The following is a 21,344-nucleotide window of genomic DNA, read 5'->3' on the forward strand; positions in this document are numbered from 1 at the left end:
CATGATTACCTATTCGGAACTGTTTCGGACAGAGAGTGCCCGGCTGAGGGAGATCCTCGAAACTGTGGAGGACTGGTCGGCGCCGTCGCCATGTACCGGTTGGACGGTCCTCGATGTTCTGGACCACCTGATTGATACGGAACGGGACTTTCTGGGCCAGCACAATATCGACGCCGGCTCTCGTCCGGACACGGCGCAGGATCCTGTGCGTGCGTGGAAGTCCCATGCCTCACGCGTTCAGCACGTCCTCGACACTGCCGAGCTCGCACAGACGTCGTTCGAGGGTTTCTTCGGTCCAACGACGGTCGGAAAGACGCTCGCGACGTTCTACGGCTTTGACCTGATGGTGCACCGGTGGGACATCGCGCGCGGTGCGGGCCGGGACACCCATTTCAACGAAGATGAGCTCGATCTCATTGAGAGATCACTCGACGGTTTCGGCGAGCACCTCTATGAGGAAGGCATCTGCAGGCCGGCGCTTCCTGTCCCGCCCCATGCGGATCGGGAAACCATCCTGCTGGCGAGGATGGGACGCGACGCCGGGTGGCAGCCCTCCGTCAACGCCTGACGTTCCGGCAGCAGCCGGTCAGTCGCGGAGCTGACGCACCATATCCAGTACGACGGCGCTCAGGTCACCATTGTTCTCGGCGGCGATCCGGCGCTGGCGCTGATACCCGGCGCCGCGCTGCAGGATCTTTTCGACGTCGGCCAGTTCCTGGGAGCAGCCGAGTCTCGCCGCAACCGGTTCGAGCCGGTTGAGCTCATCCATCAGGTGCTCCGTAACGAGGCGTTCCGTGCCGGCGGCGTCCAGGATGATGATGGCCTCCAGCCCATAGCGGGCGGCGCGCCACTTGTTCTCCTGGACATGCCACGGCGGCATGGTCGGAATGGAACCGCCGTTGTCCAGAGTGGTGGAGAAGTCGTCCACGAGACACTGTGTCAGTGCCGCGACGGCGCCGACCTCCTCGAGCGTGGAGAGCCCGTCGCAGACACGCATCTCAATGGTCCCGAGGTTGCCGACCGGCCGGATATCCCAGCGGATCTCACTCACCGTGTCGATCACGCCGGTGGTGAACATGTCCTCCACGTAGGCTTCGTATTCTGCCCAAGTCCGGAACTGGAACGGCAGCCCGGCGGTTGGAAGCTGCTGGAACATCAGGGCACGCTGTGACGCGTAGCCGGTGTCCTCGCCGCCCCAGAACGGAGACGACGCCGAGATCGCCTGGAAGTGCGGGAAGTAGTTCACGAGTCCGTCGAGCACCGGAAGCACTTTGTCCCGGTGATCCAGGCCGACGTGGACGTGGACCCCGTAAATCACCATCTGCTGGCCCCACCACTGGGTGCGGTCGATGAGCTTGAAGTAGCGTTCCTTGTCCGTCACCGGCTGGGAACGCGGTGCGCTGAAGGGGTGCGAGCCGGCGGAAAACAACTCCACGCCCATCGGGTCCGTCACCTCGCGGACCGCTGCGAGTGACCGGCTGAGGTCCTCTTTGGCCTCCGCGACGGTATGGCAGATTCCAGTGACGATCTCGACCGTGTTGAGGAGGAGTTCCTGCTTGATGTGGGGATGTTCGTCGTCGGCCTGAAGCTCCGGATGCCGCTCGTTGACGCCCCGGAGTACTTCCTTGGCCACGGACACCAGGTCACCGTTGTACCGGTCAACGAGTGCGAGTTCCCACTCAACGCCGAGGGTCGACTGCTCCGACTTCGCGAACTCTATCTTCAATGCGTGTGTGCTCCTGACCGGTACCGGACGGTGGGGAAATTTTGCCTCGGTATCGCGCCATCGCGGGTGAGAACTGACCTCAATAGTAGTGCAGAGGGCCTGCTCTACGGTCGCTGAAGACATCTCCGGGACTTAGTGTGAAGGTCAGGTCTTCGTGAGAAGAGGCACAACAAGTACCCCGCAAGGAGCGAAAAGCATGACTGGTCAGGGACAGGTTGGGAGTCGGTATGTGGTTCGATAGCTGGGCTGATGTGGGTCGGGTACTGCTGGTTGGCTCCGCTGCCTACGCCCTTCTCGTCGTCATTCTTCGATTGTCGGGTAAGAGGACTCTCAGCCAACTCAACATCTTCGACTTCATCGTTACCGTCGCATTCGGATCCACGCTGGCAACCATCCTGCTCAATTCCGATATCTCCTGGACTGAGGGCGTGTTCGCACTCGCCCTGCTCGCGGGGCTGCAGTACGTCGTGGCCCTCGTGTCGTCCCGCTGGCCGGGGTTCAGGGGAGCGATCACTTCCCGTCCGGTTCTCCTGTTCAGTGATGGCCAGGTCCGGGAAGCAGACCTTCGCAGGAACCGGCTGACGAAATCCGAACTGTTTCAGGCCGCACGAATGCAGGGCAACGGTGATCTTTCCAACGTCGCCGCGATCGTGCTTGAGACCAACGGGAAAGTCAGCATTATTTCGAAGCAGAAGTATGGTGATGGTTCCGCGCTGGAGGACGTCAAGGGCGCAGGTCATAATTGACGGGTGCCGATCCTGAATAAAGACATGGTCCTGTGTATTTCCCTCGCCGCGAGGCCCAGCAACATCGGAACGCGTTTCCACAACTGGCTTTATGACGAGCTTGGGCTGAACTACATCTACAAGGCGTTCACCACCAAGGACCTGCCGGCGGCCATCGGCGGCGTTCGGGCGCTGGGAATTCGCGGGTGCGCCGTGTCCATGCCCTTCAAGGAGGACGTGATCCCGCTGATGGACCGAATGGATCCTTCGGCGCTGGCGATCGACTCGGTGAACACGATCGTGAACGACGACGGCGTCCTCACCGCGTACAACACCGACTACCTGGCGGTGGCGGAACTGATCGGACAGCGGACGGAGGTAACGCCGTCGTCGTCGGTTCTGTTGCGTGGCTCAGGCGGAATGGCCAAGGCGGTGGCGGCGGCGGTGCGGGATGCGGGCTTCACCCAGGTCACCGTTGTGGCGCGGAATGAAGAGGCAGGCAGGCGCCTGGCAGGGCTGTACGGGTTCCAGTGGCAGGCGGAGCCCGGCGATTCCACCGCGGACCTGCTCATCAACGTGACCCCCCTCGGCATGGCGGGGCAGGACGAGGAGGTCCAGTCATTCAGCGACGACGCGATTGGTGCAGCGTCGCTGGTGTTCGACGTCGTCGCGTTGCCGTCCGAAACACCGCTTATCCAGGCAGCCCGGCGCGTAGGCAAGCCCGTGATCACGGGTGCTGAGGTGATCGCCCTGCAGGCAGCCGAGCAGTTTGTGCTCTACACCGGCGTGCGGCCCACGCCTGAGCAGATCCGCGAGGCGGGCGAGTTCTCGCGCCAGCCGGCCTGATTGTTCCCGTCAGCCCAGTACCGGATCGACGACGACGGCGACGCGATCGTCGCCGATCCTCGTCAGTACCAGCGTGCCTTTGCGCACTGACTTCTTCGAGCCGGCGAGCAGCTGCTTGCGCAGCTCCTCGGGGGTGACGGAGGTCCCGCGTTTCTTGATGTCGAGGACGCCGATGTCGTTTGCCTTGACCCAGGCCTTCAGGGCTTTCACGTTGTACGGCATGACGTCAAGGACCCGGTAGGGCCTCGCGAACGGGGTCTCGACCAGTTCGGGCGCGCACATGTACGCGATGTGCGGGTCGACGAGGTGTCCGCCGATCTGCCGCGCGACGTCGGCAACCAGGCCGGTGCGGATCACTGCGCCATCCGGCTCGTACAGGTACCCTTCGACCGGCCCGAGCGGGGCGTCGTCGTCCTCGCCGAAGTCGGTATTGCTGGTGAGCTCGGTGGCGCCCTCTGCCCCGATGAGCAGGGCGCTGCGGCGGACGTTGTCGCGGCGGAGTGCATTGAACCAGAGGACGACTTCGGCGACATCGCCGTCCACTGAGACCCACTGTGCTTCGCAGTTCGGAGGGATGGCGTCGTGCGGTATCCCGGGGCCCAGCTTCACGCCGACCGGCATACCGGCGTCGGCGAGGCTCTCAACGAACGACAGGGGAGGCGAGAAGGCTTCCGGGTCGAAGAGGCGTTTGGTGCCCGAGCTTGAAGTGGTCCTTCTGGCCGGATCCAGCCAGATGCCGTCGTACCCGGACAGGTCCACCGTTGACGCGTCGGCGTTGAGCACCGTGGCGTTGGACCAGGGAAGGAGGTTCATCGTGGCGGCTGCGGCGGTGGTTTCGTCGAGTTCAACGGCGGTGACGTCGCGTTCGAGGGTGGCGAGCGCCATCGAGTCGGCGCCGATGCCGCAGCCGAGGTCGGCGACCTTCTGCAGGCCGGCGGTGACGTAACGCTGGGCGTGCCGGGCGGCGACGTTAAGCCTGGTTGCCTGTTCCAGGCCGGCGGGCGTGAACAGCATCCGGGCGGCGAAGGGACCGAATTTGGCCTGGGCCTTGGCGCGCAGCCGGGACTGGGTGAGGGCCGCGTTCACCACCTCGGGGGAGTGGCCGGCAGCGCGGAGCTGCTCGTTGAGCCGGAGGCTCTCGGCTTCGGAGTAGGGTCCGAGCGAGTTGAGCAGTTCCCAGCCCTCGGGAGTCAGGATGGGCTCAAGGAGGTTCTGGGTCAAGGTACCGCTTTCGGCGAGGGGGCTGGGCCGGGCTCTTCAGTCTAGACGTCACCTGGGGCGGGAGGGACCGCGAACGTAGGATGTGTGCATGTCACCGAAGTACACCGTCCGGGCTTTGGACGAGTCGACGTGGCCCGCCTTTGCAGCGCTGGTCGAAGTGAACAACGGCATATTTGGTGGCTGCTGGTGTATGGGATTTCACCCGCAGGACATTGGCGAAGGCACCTCCGTCCAAAGCAATCGCGATCGCAAGCTCGCCCGGGTGCGTGAGGGAACAGCACACGCGGCCCTGGTATTCGAGGGGGACGACTGCCTGGGATGGTGCCAATTCGGCCCGCCTACGGAGCTGCCGAGGATCAAGAACCGTGCTGCGTATGAGAAGAGCCAGACCGCGGCACCTGACTGGCGTATTGCTTGCTGCTACGTCGGGAAGGGACTCCGACGGCAGGGTGTTGCCGGCGCCGCGCTGGAAGGCGCCCTGAACCTGATCGCCCACATGGGCGGGGGGACGGTCGAAGGCTATCCCGAGGACGCGGCCTCCGTGCCCGCAGGGTTCCTGTACAACGGTGCCCTGGCGACCTACGAGAAGCTCGGCTTCGTAAGGGACCGCAAAATCGGTAAGCACCGGTGGGTTGTGACCAAGATGGTCAGGCCTGAATCGTCCGCGTGAACCACTCCGCCCTGCAGAAAACGACGGGTCGATGGCCTTACCCGACGGCGAGGATGAAGGGGCGTAGACAAAACGCGAGCCTTCGTTGCCGGGAGTGCGCTGAGCCTGGCTCGCCGTTTGCTGGCGGTACTTCAGGCCGGATCGCGGTTCACCCCAGTCGGCTGTTCGTGCGGTCAATCCCGCGATGGACATCCATGCATAACCCACCGCTCTGGCACTCGCCTTGACCGAGTGCTAACCGTTTGCATAAAGTCGGACTTGGCACTCTCGCTATGAGGGTGCTAATCCTTCGAGGATGCGCCAACCGGCACCGCGACGACGGTCAGCGCCTGCTCGATACCCCGATTCATTCAAACCAAGTGAAGGAGAGGTCCGAGTGTCGGTCTCTATCAAGCCTCTTGAAGATCGTATTGTTGTTCGGCCGCTGGAAGGCGAGCAGACCACCGCTTCAGGTCTGGTCATCCCGGACACCGCCAAGGAAAAGCCCCAGGAGGGCGAGGTCGTCGCAGTAGGCCCCGGCCGCGTTGACGACAACGGCAACCGCGTTCCGGTCGACGTAGCTGAAGGCGACGTCGTCATCTACTCCAAGTACGGCGGAACCGAAGTCAAGCACAGTGGCCAGGAGTACCTGGTTCTCTCCGCTCGCGACGTTCTGGCGATCGTCGTCAAGTAGTTGTGCAGAAGAACCCCGGTCTCATTCGGCCGGGGTTCTTCCTGTAAGTACACATCCCTGCACAAGCCTGAAAGGAACGTAACTTAAACAATGGCAAAGCAGTTGGAGTTTAATGACGCCGCTCGCCGCTCGCTGGAAGCCGGTGTCGACAAGCTGGCCGACACCGTCAAGGTGACACTCGGCCCCCGTGGACGCAACGTCGTCCTCGACAAGAAGTGGGGCGCCCCCACCATCACGAACGACGGCGTGACCATCGCCCGTGAGGTGGAGCTGGACGACCCCTTCGAGAACCTCGGCGCACAGCTCGCCAAGGAAGTTGCAACCAAGACCAACGACGTCGCCGGTGACGGCACGACGACGGCTACCGTCCTCGCACAGGCACTGGTCAAGGAAGGCCTGCGCAACGTTGCTGCCGGTGCCGCCCCGGGCGCACTGAAGCGCGGCATCGAGGTCTCCATCGAGGCTGTTGCCGGCCGCCTGCTGGAAAACGCCCGCGAGGTCGTCGGCAAGCAGACCGCAAACGTTGCCGCTATCTCGGCCCAGAGCCAGGAAGTGGGCGACCTGCTCGCCGAAGCCTTTGAGAAGGTCGGCAAGGACGGCGTCATCACGATCGAGGAATCCTCGACCACCCAGACCGAGCTCGTCCTCACCGAAGGCATGCAGTTCGACAAGGGCTTCCTGAGCCCCTACTTCGTGACCGACCCTGAGCGTCAGGAAGCCGTCCTCGAAGACGCACTGATCCTGATCAACTCCGGCAAGATCTCCGCTCTGCAGGAGTTCCTGCCGCTGCTCGAAAAGGCGCTGCAGGCGGGCAAGCCGCTGTTCATCATCGCTGAGGATATCGAGGGCGAAGCGCTGTCCACCCTGGTGGTCAACAAGATCCGCGGCACCCTTAACGTCGTTGCGGTCAAGGCTCCCGGTTTCGGTGACCGCCGCAAGGCCATGCTCCAGGACATTGCCACCCTCACCGGTGCGCAGGTTGTGTCCCCGGATCTGGGCCTGAAGCTCGACCAGGTCGGCCTCGAGGTCCTGGGCACGGCTCGCCGCATCACCGTCACCAAGGACGCCACCACCATCGTTGACGGTGCAGGCAGCGAGCAGGATGTTGCCGATCGCGTTTCGCAGATCCGCGCCGAGGTCGAGCGCACGGATTCTGACTGGGACCGCGAAAAGCTCCAGGAGCGCCTCGCCAAGCTCGCCGGCGGCGTAGGAGTCATCAAGGTCGGCGCAGCCACAGAGGTTGAGCTCAAGGAAAAGAAGCACCGCATCGAAGATGCTGTTTCTTCAACCCGCGCAGCCCTGGAAGAAGGAATCGTCGCAGGTGGCGGTTCCGCGCTGATCCACGCTTCGAAGGTCCTCGAAGAAGACCCGGCTGTGCTCAAGCTTGAGGGCGACGCGGCTACCGCCGTCGGTCTCGTTCGCCGTGCACTGGTCCAGCCGCTGCGCTGGATCGCCGAGAACGCAGGTTTCGAGGGCTACGTTGTCATTGACAAGGTCGGCCAGCTTGATGTCAATCACGGCTTCAACGCCGTCACCGGCAACTACGAGAACCTCGTCGATGCCGGCATCATCGACCCGGTGAAGGTCACCCGCTCGGCCCTGCGCAACGCAGCCTCGATCGCCGCTCTGGTTCTCACCACTGAGACCCTCGTGGTCGAGAAGCCGGCCGATGAAGAAGAGCACCACGGCCACAGCCACTAGCGGCACATCGCCTCTGAAGGCACCAGCCACCGGCAGCACTCCGCCGCCAAGGGCACACGAGCAACGTTCCGGTCTTCCCCCGAAGGCCGGAACGTTGCTCGTTTCACATCTTTATAGTGGTCATTGGAATAGGGGATGGATTCCATTCGTTCTACGATAGAAGCCGGAACGCGCTGGTCCACCGCACCGGCGATACTCCCACAGCATCCCCCCGAAAGAGGCGCCGCGTTGAGCGAACAGTCGACCCCCCATGATCCCTTCGGCTTCGTTGGCCTGACCTACGACGACGTCCTGCTGCTGCCCGGACACACTGACGTCATTCCGTCCGAAGCGGATACCAGTTCCCGGGTTTCCAGGCGCATCAGTGTGCAGACTCCGCTGCTGTCCTCCGCCATGGACACCGTTACCGAAGCCCGCATGGCGGTTGCCATGGCGCGCCAGGGCGGCCTCGGCGTCATCCACCGCAACCTGTCGATCGCCGACCAGGCCGAGCAGGTGGACCGCGTCAAGCGCAGCGAGTCCGGCATGATCACCAACCCTGTCACCATTGGCCCTGACGCCACCCTCCGCGAACTCGATGACCTCTGCGGCCATTACCGCGTCTCGGGCCTTCCGGTGGTCGACGGCGACGGCAGGCTCCTCGGAATCGTCACCAACCGGGACACCCGGTTTGTCTCCGAGCACGAGTTCCCGCACCGTATGGTCCGCGAAGTGATGACTCCCATGCCGCTGGTCACGGGCCACGTCGGCATCAGCGGTGAGGATGCGATCGGCCTCCTCGGCAAGAACAAGATCGAGAAGCTTCCCCTGGTCGACGACGACGGCATCCTCCGCGGTCTCATAACCGTCAAGGACTTCACGAAAGCGGAACAGTATCCGCTGTCCACCAAGGACGATGAGGGACGCCTGCGCGTCGGCGCAGCCATCGGGTTCTTCGGCGACGGCTGGGAGCGGGCCATGACACTGGTCGACGCCGGTGTGGACGCGCTGTTCGTCGATACGGCGAACGGCCACAGCGCCGGCGTCCTCGAGATGATCGCCCGGCTCAAAGCAGAGAAAGCCGCCGCGCACGTGGACATCATCGGCGGTCAGGCTGCCACCCGCGAAGGCGCCCAGGCACTGATCGATGCGGGCGCTGACGGCATCAAGGTGGGCGTAGGGCCGGGTTCCATCTGCACCACCCGCGTGGTTGCCGGCGTCGGTGTTCCCCAGGTGACGGCCATTTATGAGTCCGCCAAGGCAGCGATTCCCGCCGGCGTCCCGGTCATCGCCGACGGCGGCCTGCAGTATTCGGGTGACATCGGCAAGGCACTGGTCGCCGGTGCGGACACCGTCATGCTCGGCTCGCTCCTTGCCGGTTCGGCTGAAGCGCCCGGCGAACTGGTTTTCGTCAACGGCAAGCAGTACAAGACCTACCGCGGCATGGGTTCTCTCGGCGCGATGCAGACCCGCGGCAAGAACACGTCCTACTCCAAGGACCGCTATTCCCAGGGCGACGTCAGCGGCGACGACAAGCTCATTCCCGAGGGCGTTGAAGGCCGCGTCGCCTACCGCGGTCCGCTGTCTTCAGTGGCGTACCAGCTGGTCGGTGGCCTGCGCCAGACCATGTTCTACACCGGCGCGCGCACCATCCCGGAGCTGAAGGCCAAGGGTAAGTTCGTCCGGATTACTTCTGCCGGACTGAAGGAATCGCACCCCCACGACATCCAGATGACCGTTGAGGCCCCGAATTACGGGTCCAAGTAGCACCCCGGAGTAACAAGGTCCAGGTAGCACGCCAAATAGCCGGACAGAGCCGATGAGCGACGAGTCCCTGCGCCCACCGCGGCCGGCTCGTCCACGGCTTGCCCTGAGACCATACGCCCGTGCGGTGGCGCAGGTGCTGAAGGTCAGCATCAAGGCGTCGCCGGGCGGCGTCGCCATGAAAGTGGTTGGCTCGCTCATCTCTGCTGTCCTGCCGCTGGTCACCACCTACTTCGCTGCGCTCACGACGACGGCGCTTGCCGAAGCGTACGCCGGTGACCCTGATGCCGGTGGGCAGGCCATCGTGTATGTGGTGATCACAGCGGTCCTCGGCCTGCTGTGGGGCGGGTTCAACGGCGTCGACCGCTATATCCAGCAGGTGTTGAGCTTCCGCGTCGGGGCGATCGTGGGGGACCTGATGTATGAGCGGTTCCTCGCGCTTGAGTTCTGGCGGTATGACGATAAGGAGACCGTCGACCTCTACGACCGCGCCCGCAGGTTCTCCGACTCCTACTCACGGGTGTTGGACCGCATCGCGGCTATCTTCACGCAGCTCGTCTCGGTGGTGCTCGCCATCGGCGCACTGGTACTGGTCAGCTGGTGGATCGCGCTGATCGTGCTGGTGGCCATAGTGCCCAGCGTGTATCTGCAGTTCCGGCTCTCGCGGGAGCAGATGGCCCACTGGAACACCCAGGTTGATTCCCGGCGGCAGCGGCGGATGATCGAAACGAATCTCATGCGCCCGCAGCACATCGCGGAAATGCGGCTTTACGGCATTGTGGGCTACCTGATGGACCTGCGGTCCCGGCTCCGCGACGCTGATGAGAAACGCCGCCTCGAATTCCAGCGCAAGTACATTCCCAGGCAGCTGGTCGCCGACGCGCTCCAATACGGAGCCGAGGTGATCGCGCTGATCTGGGTGGTCGGCCAGATCATCGTCCGCGCGCAGCCGGTGGGCCAGTTCCTCTACGTGCAGCAGATCGTCAGCCGCGCACTGGGAACGGCAACCAGCCTCGTCACCTCGCTCAGTTCCATCGACGAGGACCTCGCCAACCTGAAGGACTACGAGGAGTTCATGGGTTATCCTGTCGCCGTCGAAGGCCAGCGGCGCCTGGAGCGGGCGCCGTCGTTCGTGCGCCTTGAAGACATCCGGTTCACCTATACCGGAAGCGACATCGAGGTCCTCAGAGGGATCTCGATGGACATCCGCATCGGACAGCACGTCGCAATCGTCGGGGAAAACGGTGCCGGCAAATCGACGCTCATCCGGATTCTCGCCGGCCTCTATCAGCCGAGCGCGGGCCGCGTCCTGCTGGACGGGGAGAACCTCGCCCACATCGAAATCCCGTCCTGGCACCGGCACGTCGCAGTCATGTCCCAGGACTTCCTGAAGTATGAGTTCGCGACCGCAGCCAACAACATCTACTTCGGCGACGTCTCCGAGCCCCGCGATGACGCCCGCATTGTGCGCGCAGCCCACGACGCTGAAGCGGAAGAGTTCATCAAGCGGCTGCCGGGAGCCTTCGAGAACCATGTCAGCAATTGGATGGAAGACCCACGCGGGCGCAAGGGCAGCGGACTCTCGGGCGGGCAGTGGCAGCGCCTGGCGATGGCACGGAACTTCTACCGGGACGCATCATTCATCGTGATGGATGAACCAACGTCGGCAATAGATGCGCTCGCCGAACACCGCATCTTCACGCGTCTGTTCGCCGACCGCGAGCACACCATCATCGTGATCAGCCATCGACTGGCGACCATCGAGAAAGCCGACGTCGTCTACATGCTCGAGGACGGCCGCGTCGTCGAGTCCGGGACTCACGCCGAGCTGGTGGCACTGCGCGGACGCTACTTCAGAATGTTCGAAAGCCAGCTGGTGGGTGAGGACAAGCCGGGCACGGTGGGCTGAGCCGGTCCAGGCGTTCACCGAAACAGGAGCGGGATTCCAGCTGGGATAACCTAGACCAGTGACTTATGAGATTGAGATCGGCCGAGGCAAGCGCGGACGCAGGGCATACTCCCTCGATGACATTGCGGTGGTCCCGTCCCGCCGCACCCGCGACCCACGGGACGTCTCGGTCCAGTGGCAGATCGACGCATACCAGTTTGAGATGCCGGTCATCGCAGCCCCGATGGACTCGGCCATGTCCCCTTCCACCGCGATCGCAATGGGCAAGCTGGGCGGCCTCGGCGTGCTCAACCTTGAGGGCCTCTGGACCCGCTATGAGGATCCCACGCCGGTCCTCGAAGAGATCGCCGGCCTCTCCACGGAGAACTTCAGCCCCGCGGCCACGCGACGCATGCAGGAGCTCTACGAGGCGCCGATCCAGGCTGAACTGATCACCAGCCGGCTGGCCGAAATGCGCGACGCCGGCGTCACAGTTGCGGGGTCCCTGACCCCGCAGCGCACGCAGGAGTTCTACAAGACGGTCCTGGCCGCCGGTGTCGACATCTTCATCATCCGCGGCACCACTGTCTCTGCGGAACACGTGTCCAAGAACGAGGAACCCCTTAACCTCAAGCAGTTCATCTATGAGCTCGACGTCCCGGTCATCGTCGGCGGCGCCGCCGGCTACACACCGGCGCTGCACCTCATGCGCACCGGTGCGGCCGGCGTCCTGGTCGGCTTCGGTGGGGGAGCGACGACGACGACGCGACGCGCCCTCGGGATTCACGCGCCGATGGCCTCGGCCGTCTCGGACGTTGCGGCTGCCCGCCGCGACTACCTGGACGAATCCGGTGGGCGCTACGTCCACGTCATCGCCGACGGCGGAATGGGCGCAAGCGGAGACATCGTGAAGGCCATTGCGGTCGGAGCCGACGCCGTCATGCTGGGCTCGGCCCTTGCCCGTGCCGAGGAAGCCCCTGGCAAGGGGTGGCACTGGGGGCAGGAAGCGCACCACAACGAGCTTCCCCGCGGTGACCGGGTGAACGTCGGTACGGTGGGGCCGCTTGAGGAAGTGCTCTGGGGGCCCTCACATCACACCAACGGAGCCTCGAACATGATCGGTGCGCTGCGCCGCGCCATGGCAACCACCGGTTACTCGGACCTGAAGGAGTTCCAGCGGGTGGAGGTAGTGCTTTCGCCCTACCTTTCCAACGGCTGATTGCTTAAGGTTGAGTGACCAATTCGCGACAACGAAGGTGGATAAACGGCCATGAATAAAGGCGCCCTCAGCCCCCAGCAGCGCGAAGAATCACTTGCTGCCCTGAAGTCCACTAACGAACCCGGCAAGGAACTGGACATCCTGATCGTGGGAGGCGGCGTCGTCGGCGTCGGTTCTGCTCTGGACGCGGTGACGAGGGGCCTGGATGTCGGAATCGTCGAGGCGCGGGACTGGGCGGCGGGTACATCATCACGGTCATCGAAGCTGATTCACGGCGGCCTGCGCTATCTTGAGATGCTCGATTTCGCACTGGTCCAGGAAGCGCTGAAGGAGCGCGGATTGCTGATCCAGCGGATCGCACCGCACCTGGTACGTCCGGTGCCGTTTCTGTACCCACTGAGCAAGCGGTTCATCGAGCGCCCGTATGTCGGCGCCGGAATCTTCCTGTATGACACCATGGGCATGACCTCCGGCAACTCGCGCGGCGTCCCCATGCACAAGCACCTCTCACGCAGGGGAACGCTCCGGGCTGCCCCGAGCCTGAAGGATGACGCCATGGTCGGCTCCATCCGTTACTACGACGCCCAAGTCGACGACGCACGTTACGTCGTCAACATGATGCGCACAGCTGCCTCCTACGGTGCCAAGGCGGCGAACCGGGTCTCCGTCGAAGACTTCCTGCGGGAGGGCGAGCGCGTGGTCGGTGCCCGGGTCAAGGACCAGGAGACCGGCGAGGAATTCAATATTCGCGCCAAGCAGATCGTCAATGCGACCGGCGTCTGGACTGACGAAACCCAGGCGATGGTCACCGACCGCGGCCAGTTGAAGGTCCGGGCCTCGAAAGGTATCCACCTGGTGGTGCCTCGGGACCGTTTCCAGTCCACCGTGGGACTCATCCTGCGCACCGAGAAATCCGTCCTGTTCGTCATCCCGTGGGGCCGCCACTGGATCATCGGCACCACGGACACTGACTGGGACCTCGACAAGGCGCACCCGGCGGCGTCGTCGTCGGACATCGACTACATCCTCGAACACGTCAACCGCGTCCTGAAGCGGCCACTGACACGCGAAGACGTGGAAGGCGTCTACGCCGGCCTGCGTCCGCTGCTCGCCGGGGAGAATGACTCCACGGCCAAACTCTCGCGAGAACACGTCGTGGCGCACCCTGTCCCGGGCCTGGTGGTCGTCGCCGGCGGCAAGTGGACCACGTACCGGGTCATGGCAAAGGACGCGGTGGATGAAGCCTCGCGCGCCCTCGATGAGCGGGTACCTGACAGCTGCACCGAGACCGTTCCCTTGCTGGGCGCCGAGGGCTACAAGGCGGCATGGAACAAGCGTGCACGCATGGCCGAAGAGTACGGGGTCCACGTGGCCCGCGTTGAACATCTGCTTCAGCGGTACGGGACCCAGGCGGAACTTGTGCTCGGACTTATCCGCGAGAACCCCGAGCTCGCGGAGCCGCTTCCCGGCGCCGACGACTACCTGGGAGCCGAGGTTGTCTTCGCGGCCACCTATGAGGATGCCCGCCATGTCGATGACGTCCTGACCCGCCGCACCCGTATCTCGATCGAGTCCTGGGACCGCGGTGTGTCAGCGGCTCCCGTGGTGGCGGATCTGATGGCTCCGCACCTTGAGTGGAGCGAGGCCCAGGTTGACCGTGAGGTTAAGCACTACCTCGCGCGGGTCGAGGCCGAAAGACTCAGCCAGCAGCAGCCGGATGACGTGTCTGCGGACAGTGCGCGCATGGGAGTCGAAGACATCGTGCCGCTAAGCTAGTACCCGCATCGCGGCGCCGGTCAGGCACTGGCGTCCGGAGCGCTCGTCCTGACGCCAGTTCCCAAGATTCCCGTGAGAGGCCGGTTGTGACACCCCTCGACCTGCATGATGCCGAACTGACCACACCGCAGATGGTGATCCTCGACATGGTGGCTGAGGACAAGGCCGACGCCGCTGCCCAGTTGGCTGCCCGCCTGCACGAATGCGGGCGGATCACAGACCTCGAGGGCTTCCTCGCCCAGGTCAATTCCCGTGAGCACCAGATGGCTACCGGCCTGCCCGGCGGCGTAGGTCTGCCCCACGCCAGGAGCGAGTACGTCGAGCAGACGTCCATCGCCGTGGGCGTCACGCGGTTCGGGCACAGCCTGAACTTCGGCGCGCTGGACGGCCCGGCAACCCTGGTGCTGTTGATTGCGACTCCGGCGGCGTCCTTCTCCGAGCACCTTGAGGTGCTCGCCACGCTCGCCCGCTCCCTGTTCAAGGAGAACTTCCGCGAATCGCTCCGCAGGGCGCATGACGCCGAAGTGATCAGTGAGCTCATCAACTCATCGCTGGTGTTCTTCGACCACTAGCGGCGGGCCTGCGCACCTACTCCGTCCGCCAGGACCGCCACAGTGACGCATACGAGCCGCCGAGCGCAAGCAGTTCGTCGTGGGAGCCCAGCTCGGTGATGTTGCCGTTTTCCACCACTGCCACGCGGTCGGCGTCGTGCGCTGTGTGCAGGCGGTGAGCGATCGCCACCACGGTTCGGCCCTCAAGCACGGCACTGAGGGACCGTTCAAGGTCCCGTGCTGCCTGCGGATCGATCAGTGACGTTGCCTCGTCGAGCACCAGCGTGTGCGGATCGGCCAGGACCAGTCGTGCGAGGGCAACCTCCTGTGCCTGGGCGGGCGTCAACTCGTACGCACCCGAGCCAACCTCCGTGTCGAGCCCCTCCGGCAGTGCGCGCGCCCAGGCCAGGGCGCCGACGTCGTTCAGTGCCTGTTCGAGCTCCGGCCCCGTTGCGTCAGCCTTCCCGAGCCGGATGTTGTCGGCGAGGGAGCCCACGAAAACGTGGTGCTCCTGGGTCACCAGGGCAACCTCGCGGCGCAGGGCATCCAGCGGCCGGTCCACCAGAGGCACACCGCCCACCGTGACGGAGCCGCCGGTGGGCGGGTGAATGCCCGCAATGAGCCGCCCGAGCGTCGACTTCCCCGCACCGGACGGGCCGACCATCGCCAGACGTTCTCCGCGGCGCAGCTGAAGGTCCACTCCGTGCAGCACATCGTGGCCCGGCCGGTAGGCGTACCGGGCGCCGGAGACGGTGATGTCGTCGGATGCGGGCTGCTCGTCTGTTGCGGTGCGGTCGCCGGGAACGTTCTTGATCCCGATGATCCGAGCCAGGGACGCCGCACCCACCTGGATCTCGTCCGTCCACATGATGAGCAGGTCGACCGGATCGATCAGACGGACGGCGAACAGTGCCACCGTCGCCACTGCGCCCGGGGTCACCGTATCCGTGGAAGCAAGGAATCCGCCCCACAGCAGCACCCCGGCCACCGGAAGCCAGAAGGCAGTGTCCGCCGCCGGAAAGAGCACCGACCGCAGCCACAGAGTGTACCGCTCTGCAGCAAAACTGCCGGCTAACGATTCGTCCACCCGCTCCCGGCGCAGTGCGCCCAGTCCGAGTGCGTCAACGGTCCGGGCACCCTCGATGGTTTCGGTGATTGATCCGTTGACCACCGCGTAGCTTTCCCGTTCCGTTTTGTACCCTGCGGAGCTGCGCTTGAGGTACCAGCGCGTCGCCGGGTAGAGCAGCGGAAGGCCCACCAGAAGGGCAAGCGAGAGCACCGGAGAGGTGAGGATCGCGGCAGCCAGCGTGATGATGATGGTCACCACCGACACCACCACCTGCGGAACACCGAACCGGACAGTGTGGGACACGGAGTCGACGTCGTTGGTCGTTCGGGAAACCAGGTCGCCAGTGCCGGCCTTCTCCACCGTGGACAGCGGCAGCGAGGTGACCTGGGCCATGAAGTCCTCCCGCAGCTCCGCAAATACCGTCTCGCCAAAGACCATGCCGGCCCGGACGGCGAACTTGCGCAGGAGGGCCTGCACCACCAGGAACCCCAGCATCAACAGCGACATCCCGGCGATGAACCCCGAGGTTGTGCCCGCGATGACCGCATCGACGACCTCGCCCAGGATGAACGGTCCCACCAGCCCCGCGGCAGCTGAGCCGACGTAGAGCAACACCACCCAGGTAAGCCCGCCCCGGTGCCGGCGGATGAGCCGCAGTGACTCCGCCTTCACAGCTCGCGCGTCAGCGACCGGCAGCTTGCCCGGTGCGGGCACACCCGGGCCCGTTGCCTGCTCAAGCACTTGCGTATCACTCACTGCGGATCACCACATTCCGGTAGGCAGGGACAGTCGACATCAGTTCCTGGTGTGTTCCTTCCGCTCGGAGACGGCCATCCTCGAGGAAGACCACACGGTCCATGACGCCGAGCATCAATGGGCTGGCAGTTACGACGACGGTGGTTCTGCCTTCGGTGCGCCGCACGCCTCCCAACCGCTGGGCGATTCTGGACTCGGTATGCGCGTCGACAGCGCTGGTCGGTTCGATCAGCACGAGCGTCTCGGCGTCGGCCAGCAGAGCCCGCGCAAGCACCAGGCGCTGGCGCTGTCCGCCGGAAAAGCCGCGGCCCCGTTCAGTCACCTCGGAGTCGAGGCCGGCCTCAAGACCGTCCAGGATGTCCAGGGCGCTCGCGGCTTCGAGTGCAGCAAGAATTCCCGTGTCGCTGTGCCGCCCGTGAGGATCGAGCTGGCTGCGCAGGGTACCGGTGAACAGCTGCGGATTGGCTTCGCTCACTACGATCCGGCGTCGGACTTCTTCGAGGGGAACCTCGTGCAGTGCGGCTGCACCCCACCTGACCACCGCCTCCCTAAGCACAGCGTCGTCGAACCGGCCCAGCCGGGTGGCAAGGTCGGCCGAAGAAGCAGGATCGGCTGAGACGAGCGCGGTGAGGCCGCCCGGCGTCAGCGCCACACCACTTGAGGTGTCCACGAGGGGAGCGGGCGCCGAGGGGGCAGGGGCGGTGGCGTTGTCGGTGATGTTCGCGTCAACGGACAGCACGTTGATGATCTTCCGGGCACCAACGAGCGCGCGGATCGAGTGTGAAACGCCATCCGCAGCACTCCTGATGGGGGTCATGAGGAACACGGAGTAACCGAACAGGGCGACCAGCTGGCCGGGTTCGATCTCGCCGCTCAGCACCAGCGTTGCCCCCACCCAGGTGAACACCACACTGAATGCACCTGCGATGAACACCTGCGAGGCCTCCAGGGTTGCAAGGGAGCGCGCAACCTTGATTCCGGCGTCGCGGGTTTCCGTTGACCGCTCACGGTACCGGTTGACGAAGATGTGCTCGCCGCCGATACCACGCAGCACGCGCAGACCGGCAACAGTGTCGGCGCCGACGGCGGTCATTTTTCCGGAGGCTTCACGCTGTTCGCGCTGCCGTGCCTGCAGCGGACGCACCACGAACAGGAGCAGGGCGCAGCACACGGGCACACCGATCAGCACAACGATCGCCAGGGTGACTGAACTCAGCGCGATGAGCGCACACACGACGAGCCAGGAAACCAGCGCGCCTGCAAGCCGGGCAGCGACATAGAAGATCTCGCCGAGTCGGGTCGCGTCCGATGCGGCCGTTGATACAACCTCGCCGGTGGAAAGTTTCTGGGGCAGCGCGTCACCTGTGCGGGTGATCTTGTAACCCACGAGGCGGATCGACTTGAAGGCAGCCTGCATCCAGTTGCTGATGGCCGCGCGGTGCGCAAGCATGCCGGCGAAGGCCTGGCTGACCGTGAGCACAACCAGGATGCCGACCCACCAGAGCAGGGCATCCCAGCTGCGTCCGATGATGCCCTCGTCGATGGCACGCCCCAGCGCGAAGGGGACAACCGCCTGCGCCACCATGAGGAGCGTTTCCAGCACCACGGCGGCAGCCAGAGTGCCCTTCTGACGGGCCGCCAGCCACAACAGATAGCGGGCCGGCGACCGAAGGTCGGGCGGACCTGGATCGGGGTAAGGGTACGAGCGCACGAGAAACAATCGTAGTCCTTAATCCTCCGAAGTGATAGATGATTCCCAATCACTATTTTGTGTGATCTCGATCTCCTTCCGAGGCCCGAGATTCGTTCCCGTCAACCAGCACCAAGTACCGTTAAGAAGTGTTGAAAACCGCGCTCAAGCCGCGATGGATTCTTTCCCTGATCCTCGCGATGGCTATTGCCGCGTTTTTCGTCCTCTTGAGTCAGTGGCAGTTTTCGCGTTCGCAGGATGCCGCTCCGCCGCCTCCAAGCACCACCGAGCAGGTTCAGCCCCTCACCGAGGTGTTCCAGCCGGGCATTCCCATGACTGCCGGAGTCGCTGACCAGATGGTCCGGATGGAGGGTCGCTTCCTGCCGGACACCCGGGTCCTGGTGGAGACCCGGCTGCAGGAGGACCGCGACGGACTGTGGGTGGCCTCCGCTTTCGAGGTCGCTGAATCGGGGGAGCCTTTGGCTGTCATCCCCGTAGTCCATGGTTGGGTGCCTGACGCTGAATCCGCCTCGGAAATTCCTGAGCGCGTCGGCACGGCGGTGGTCGAGGGCCGGTTGCTCCCGACTGAAGCTCCAGAAGTTCAACGACCGGTTCCCGGCCAGGTCCCCACGCTGTCCGTTGCCCAACTGATCAACATCTGGGATGTCCCAGCGGTGTACTCCGGGTTCGTCGTGTCCTTCGAAACTGTGCTGGACGGCAGCGCCGTCCCGCCTGAGGCGCCCCTGGAAGCGGTTCGTATTGATCCGCAGCCGCAGGAAACGCCGGTGAACTGGCTCAACATCTTCTACGCCGTGGAATGGTTCGTCTTCGCCGGCTTCGCCTTCTTCCTGTGGTGGCGGCTCGTTGCTGACGACCACCGCCGCACGCTCGAAGACGAACAGATCGAACACGACGAACATGGCGAACACAGCTCCAACGAACCGACCACCGACGAGGTAAGAACGTGACCGAACGCGCACCCACCAAGAACCCAGCCCGCAAACGACGCTTCGGCGGAACGCATGCCCAGATCCGGTCAGCGCTCAGCTTCTACAAGGTGCTGGCCTACGCAACCGGCGTTATGCTGCTGCTCGTTGTGGTGGAGATGGTTGCGAAGTACGGCTTCGGTGCGGAGATCATCGCCGGCGGGTCGGCCGGAGCGATCGGCCTCGTCGAGGAAGCCCAGGCCGACAGCGCGGGCGGCTTCAATCTGTCCACGGCCGTTCTCATCGTCCACGGCTGGCTTTACGTGGTGTACCTCATCGCCGATTTCCGGCTCTGGCAGTTCATGCGGTGGCCGTTCTCCCAGTTTGTGATCATCGCACTCGGGGGTGTTGTGCCCCTCCTTTCATTCATTGTTGAGAAGCGCGTTCACCGCCGGGTGGAAGAGGAGCTGGCCGCCCACCCCGAGGCGAAGACAAGGTACTGACTGCATAATGTGCAGCCTTACCCCTACTACCACTATTGTTGATGCGTGACTACCCCCGCTTCTGCAACTGAACACCAGCCTGTACTTGTCGTCGATTACGGCGCCCAGTACGCCCAGCTGATTGCCCGCCGCGTTCGGGAAGCGGACGTCTACTCCGAGATCGTGCCGCACACGATCAGCACCGAGGAGCTGCTGGCACGCAATCCTGTGGCTATCATCCTCTCCGGCGGTCCGTCCAGCGTGTACGCCGATGACGCTCCGCGCGTGGATCCTCAACTGTTCGACGCCGGTGTCCCGGTCCTCGGTATCTGCTACGGCTTCCAGGCGATGGCTTCCGCGCTCGGCGGTACGGTCGCGAAGACGGGACTGCGCGAATACGGTTCCACCGACGTCGCTGTTTCCAACGGTGCGCGGTCGATTCTTGAGGGAACCCCTGACCACCAGAATGCCTGGATGAGCCATGGCGATTCAGTGCAGGCGGCACCGGACGGCTTTGAGGTCCTCGCCAGCACAGCGGGAGCCCCGGTCGCAGCATTCGCAAACGAAGGCAAGCAGCTCTACGGGGTGCAGTGGCACCCCGAGGTCAAGCACTCGGCGCACGGCCAGCAGGTCCTGGAGAACTTCCTGTTCAAGGGTGCGCGCCTGAACCCCAACTGGACTACCGGCGACATCGTCGAGGAACAGGTTGAGCGCATCCGCCAGCAGGTGGGAGACGCCCGGGTAATCTGCGGTCTTTCCGGCGGCGTGGACTCCGCCGTCGCCGCGGCCCTCGTCCAGCGGGCGGTCGGTGACCAGCTCACCTGCGTGTTCGTCGACCACGGACTGCTCCGCGAGGGCGAAGCGGAACAGGTGGAGCGGGACTTCGTTGCCGCTACCGGCGTCAACCTGTACGTCGCGAATGAGCAGAAGCGGTTCCTCGAGGCACTTGAGGGTGTCGAAGACCCGGAGACCAAGCGCAAGATCATCGGACGCGAGTTCATCCGCGCATTCGAGGAGGCCGAGCGCGCCATCATCGCTGAGGCCGAAGCCCACGGAGAGAAGATCCGCTTCCTCGTGCAGGGCACGCTCTACCCCGACGTCGTCGAATCCGGTGGTGGCGAGGGTGCAGCCAATATCAAGAGCCACCACAATGTCGGCGGGCTCCCGGAAGACCTGCAGTTTGAGCTCGTAGAGCCCCTGCGCACGCTGTTCAAGGATGAGGTGCGTGCCGTCGGTGCCCAGCTCGGCCTCCCGGCCGAGATCGTCGGACGCCAGCCCTTCCCGGGTCCGGGCCTCGGTATCCGCATTGTCGGCTCCGTGAACCAGGAGCGCCTCGAGCTGCTCCGCAAGGCAGACGCAATCGCCCGGGCAGAGCTCACGGCCGCGGGCCTCGATAACGAGGTATGGCAGATGCCGGTGGTCCTGCTGGCCGATGTACGAAGCGTCGGCGTACAGGGAGACGAGCGCACCTACGGGCACCCCATCGTGCTCCGCCCGGTATCAAGCGAAGATGCCATGACCGCGGACTGGTCACGGCTTCCGTATGATCTCCTCGCCCGCATCTCCAACCGGATCACCAACGAGGTCGACGGCGTCAACCGCGTGGTCCTCGACGTGACGAGCAAGCCGCCGGGCACCATCGAGTGGGAGTGACTCCTCCGCCGATGCTCAGCGCCGGTCGA

18 protein-coding genes are annotated in these 21,344 nt (G+C 64.4%); 14 read left to right on the forward strand and 4 right to left on the reverse strand.

Features of this window, described 5'->3' with window-relative positions:
- Position 1: 1 nt before the first annotated feature.
- Complete coding sequence (locus AC5RTB_RS06395) at positions 2–568, forward strand: maleylpyruvate isomerase family mycothiol-dependent enzyme (protein WP_494060219.1); 567 nt, start codon at positions 2–4, stop codon at positions 566–568.
- Positions 569–586: 18 nt separating this feature from the next.
- On the opposite strand, the gene AC5RTB_RS06400 is transcribed toward AC5RTB_RS06395, so the two are convergent.
- Entirely contained in the window at positions 587–1,726 is a 1,140-nt protein-coding gene (locus AC5RTB_RS06400; RefSeq protein WP_494060220.1) for a glutamate--cysteine ligase, read from the reverse strand.
- 227 nt (positions 1,727–1,953) lie between these two features.
- Here AC5RTB_RS06400 and AC5RTB_RS06405 point away from each other — a divergent pair, with 227 nt between their 5' ends.
- The gene (locus tag AC5RTB_RS06405) at positions 1,954–2,472 is read left to right on the forward strand and encodes a DUF421 domain-containing protein (protein ID WP_494060221.1); all 519 of its coding nucleotides are present in this window, start codon (positions 1,954–1,956) and stop codon (positions 2,470–2,472) included.
- Between the two features lie 3 nt (positions 2,473–2,475).
- Positions 2,476–3,297, forward strand: a complete 822-nt coding sequence (locus AC5RTB_RS06410; protein ID WP_494060222.1) for a shikimate 5-dehydrogenase — start codon at positions 2,476–2,478, stop codon at positions 3,295–3,297.
- 9 nt (positions 3,298–3,306) lie between these two features.
- On the opposite strand, the gene AC5RTB_RS06415 is transcribed toward AC5RTB_RS06410, so the two are convergent.
- Complete coding sequence (locus tag AC5RTB_RS06415) at positions 3,307–4,518, reverse strand: class I SAM-dependent methyltransferase (protein WP_494060223.1); 1,212 nt, start codon at positions 4,516–4,518, stop codon at positions 3,307–3,309.
- 88 nt (positions 4,519–4,606) lie between these two features.
- Here AC5RTB_RS06415 and AC5RTB_RS06420 point away from each other — a divergent pair, with 88 nt between their 5' ends.
- From AC5RTB_RS06420 to AC5RTB_RS06455, 8 genes are all read left to right on the forward strand, one after another.
- Positions 4,607–5,188, forward strand: a complete 582-nt coding sequence (locus AC5RTB_RS06420) for a GNAT family N-acetyltransferase (RefSeq protein WP_494060224.1) — start codon at positions 4,607–4,609, stop codon at positions 5,186–5,188.
- A gap of 376 nt (positions 5,189–5,564) precedes the next feature.
- Positions 5,565–5,861: a co-chaperone GroES gene (gene groES, locus AC5RTB_RS06425; protein ID WP_490889585.1), complete on the forward strand. Its 297-nt coding sequence runs from the start codon at positions 5,565–5,567 to the stop codon at positions 5,859–5,861.
- Between the two features lie 90 nt (positions 5,862–5,951).
- The gene (gene groL / locus AC5RTB_RS06430; protein WP_494060225.1) at positions 5,952–7,562 is read left to right on the forward strand and encodes a chaperonin GroEL; all 1,611 of its coding nucleotides are present in this window, start codon (positions 5,952–5,954) and stop codon (positions 7,560–7,562) included.
- 135 nt (positions 7,563–7,697) lie between these two features.
- Positions 7,698–9,308, forward strand: a complete 1,611-nt coding sequence (gene guaB, locus AC5RTB_RS06435) for an IMP dehydrogenase (RefSeq protein ID WP_494060226.1) — start codon at positions 7,698–7,700, stop codon at positions 9,306–9,308.
- Positions 9,309–9,360: 52 nt separating this feature from the next.
- Complete coding sequence (locus AC5RTB_RS06440) at positions 9,361–11,214, forward strand: ABC transporter ATP-binding protein (RefSeq protein ID WP_494060227.1); 1,854 nt, start codon at positions 9,361–9,363, stop codon at positions 11,212–11,214.
- Positions 11,215–11,272: 58 nt separating this feature from the next.
- Entirely contained in the window at positions 11,273–12,412 is a 1,140-nt protein-coding gene (locus AC5RTB_RS06445) for a GuaB3 family IMP dehydrogenase-related protein (RefSeq protein WP_494060228.1), read from the forward strand.
- Positions 12,413–12,463: 51 nt separating this feature from the next.
- Complete coding sequence (locus AC5RTB_RS06450) at positions 12,464–14,188, forward strand: glycerol-3-phosphate dehydrogenase/oxidase (RefSeq protein WP_494060229.1); 1,725 nt, start codon at positions 12,464–12,466, stop codon at positions 14,186–14,188.
- A gap of 86 nt (positions 14,189–14,274) precedes the next feature.
- Positions 14,275–14,760 (forward strand): PTS sugar transporter subunit IIA, encoded by a 486-nt coding sequence (locus AC5RTB_RS06455; protein ID WP_494060230.1) that lies wholly within the window; start codon positions 14,275–14,277, stop codon positions 14,758–14,760.
- 16 nt (positions 14,761–14,776) lie between these two features.
- Here AC5RTB_RS06455 and AC5RTB_RS06460 read toward each other — a convergent pair whose 3' ends face one another.
- Together AC5RTB_RS06460 and AC5RTB_RS06465 are read right to left on the reverse strand one after the other, a co-directional pair.
- Positions 14,777–16,564 (reverse strand): ABC transporter ATP-binding protein, encoded by a 1,788-nt coding sequence (locus AC5RTB_RS06460; RefSeq protein WP_494060231.1) that lies wholly within the window; start codon positions 16,562–16,564, stop codon positions 14,777–14,779.
- On the reverse strand, positions 16,557–18,275 hold the full coding sequence (locus tag AC5RTB_RS06465; RefSeq protein ID WP_494060232.1) for an ABC transporter transmembrane domain-containing protein: 1,719 nt from the start codon (positions 18,273–18,275) through the stop codon (positions 16,557–16,559). The genes AC5RTB_RS06460 and AC5RTB_RS06465 overlap by 8 nt, the downstream gene beginning before the upstream one ends.
- 128 nt (positions 18,276–18,403) lie before the next feature.
- Between AC5RTB_RS06465 and AC5RTB_RS06470 the strand changes: the two genes are divergently transcribed.
- From AC5RTB_RS06470 to guaA, 3 genes are read left to right on the forward strand one after another with little or no spacing between them, the layout of a single operon-like run.
- A complete protein-coding gene (locus AC5RTB_RS06470; RefSeq protein ID WP_494060233.1) occupies positions 18,404–19,222 on the forward strand; it encodes an SURF1 family protein in 819 nt (272 codons plus the stop codon).
- A complete protein-coding gene (locus tag AC5RTB_RS06475; RefSeq protein ID WP_494060234.1) occupies positions 19,219–19,683 on the forward strand; it encodes a DUF3817 domain-containing protein in 465 nt (154 codons plus the stop codon). The genes AC5RTB_RS06470 and AC5RTB_RS06475 overlap by 4 nt, the downstream gene beginning before the upstream one ends.
- 45 nt (positions 19,684–19,728) lie before the next feature.
- Complete coding sequence (guaA, locus tag AC5RTB_RS06480; RefSeq protein WP_494060235.1) at positions 19,729–21,315, forward strand: glutamine-hydrolyzing GMP synthase; 1,587 nt, start codon at positions 19,729–19,731, stop codon at positions 21,313–21,315.
- Positions 21,316–21,344: the final 29 nt, after the last annotated feature.

The sequence above is a fragment of the Arthrobacter sp. M71 S08 genome, from assembly GCF_059089725.1.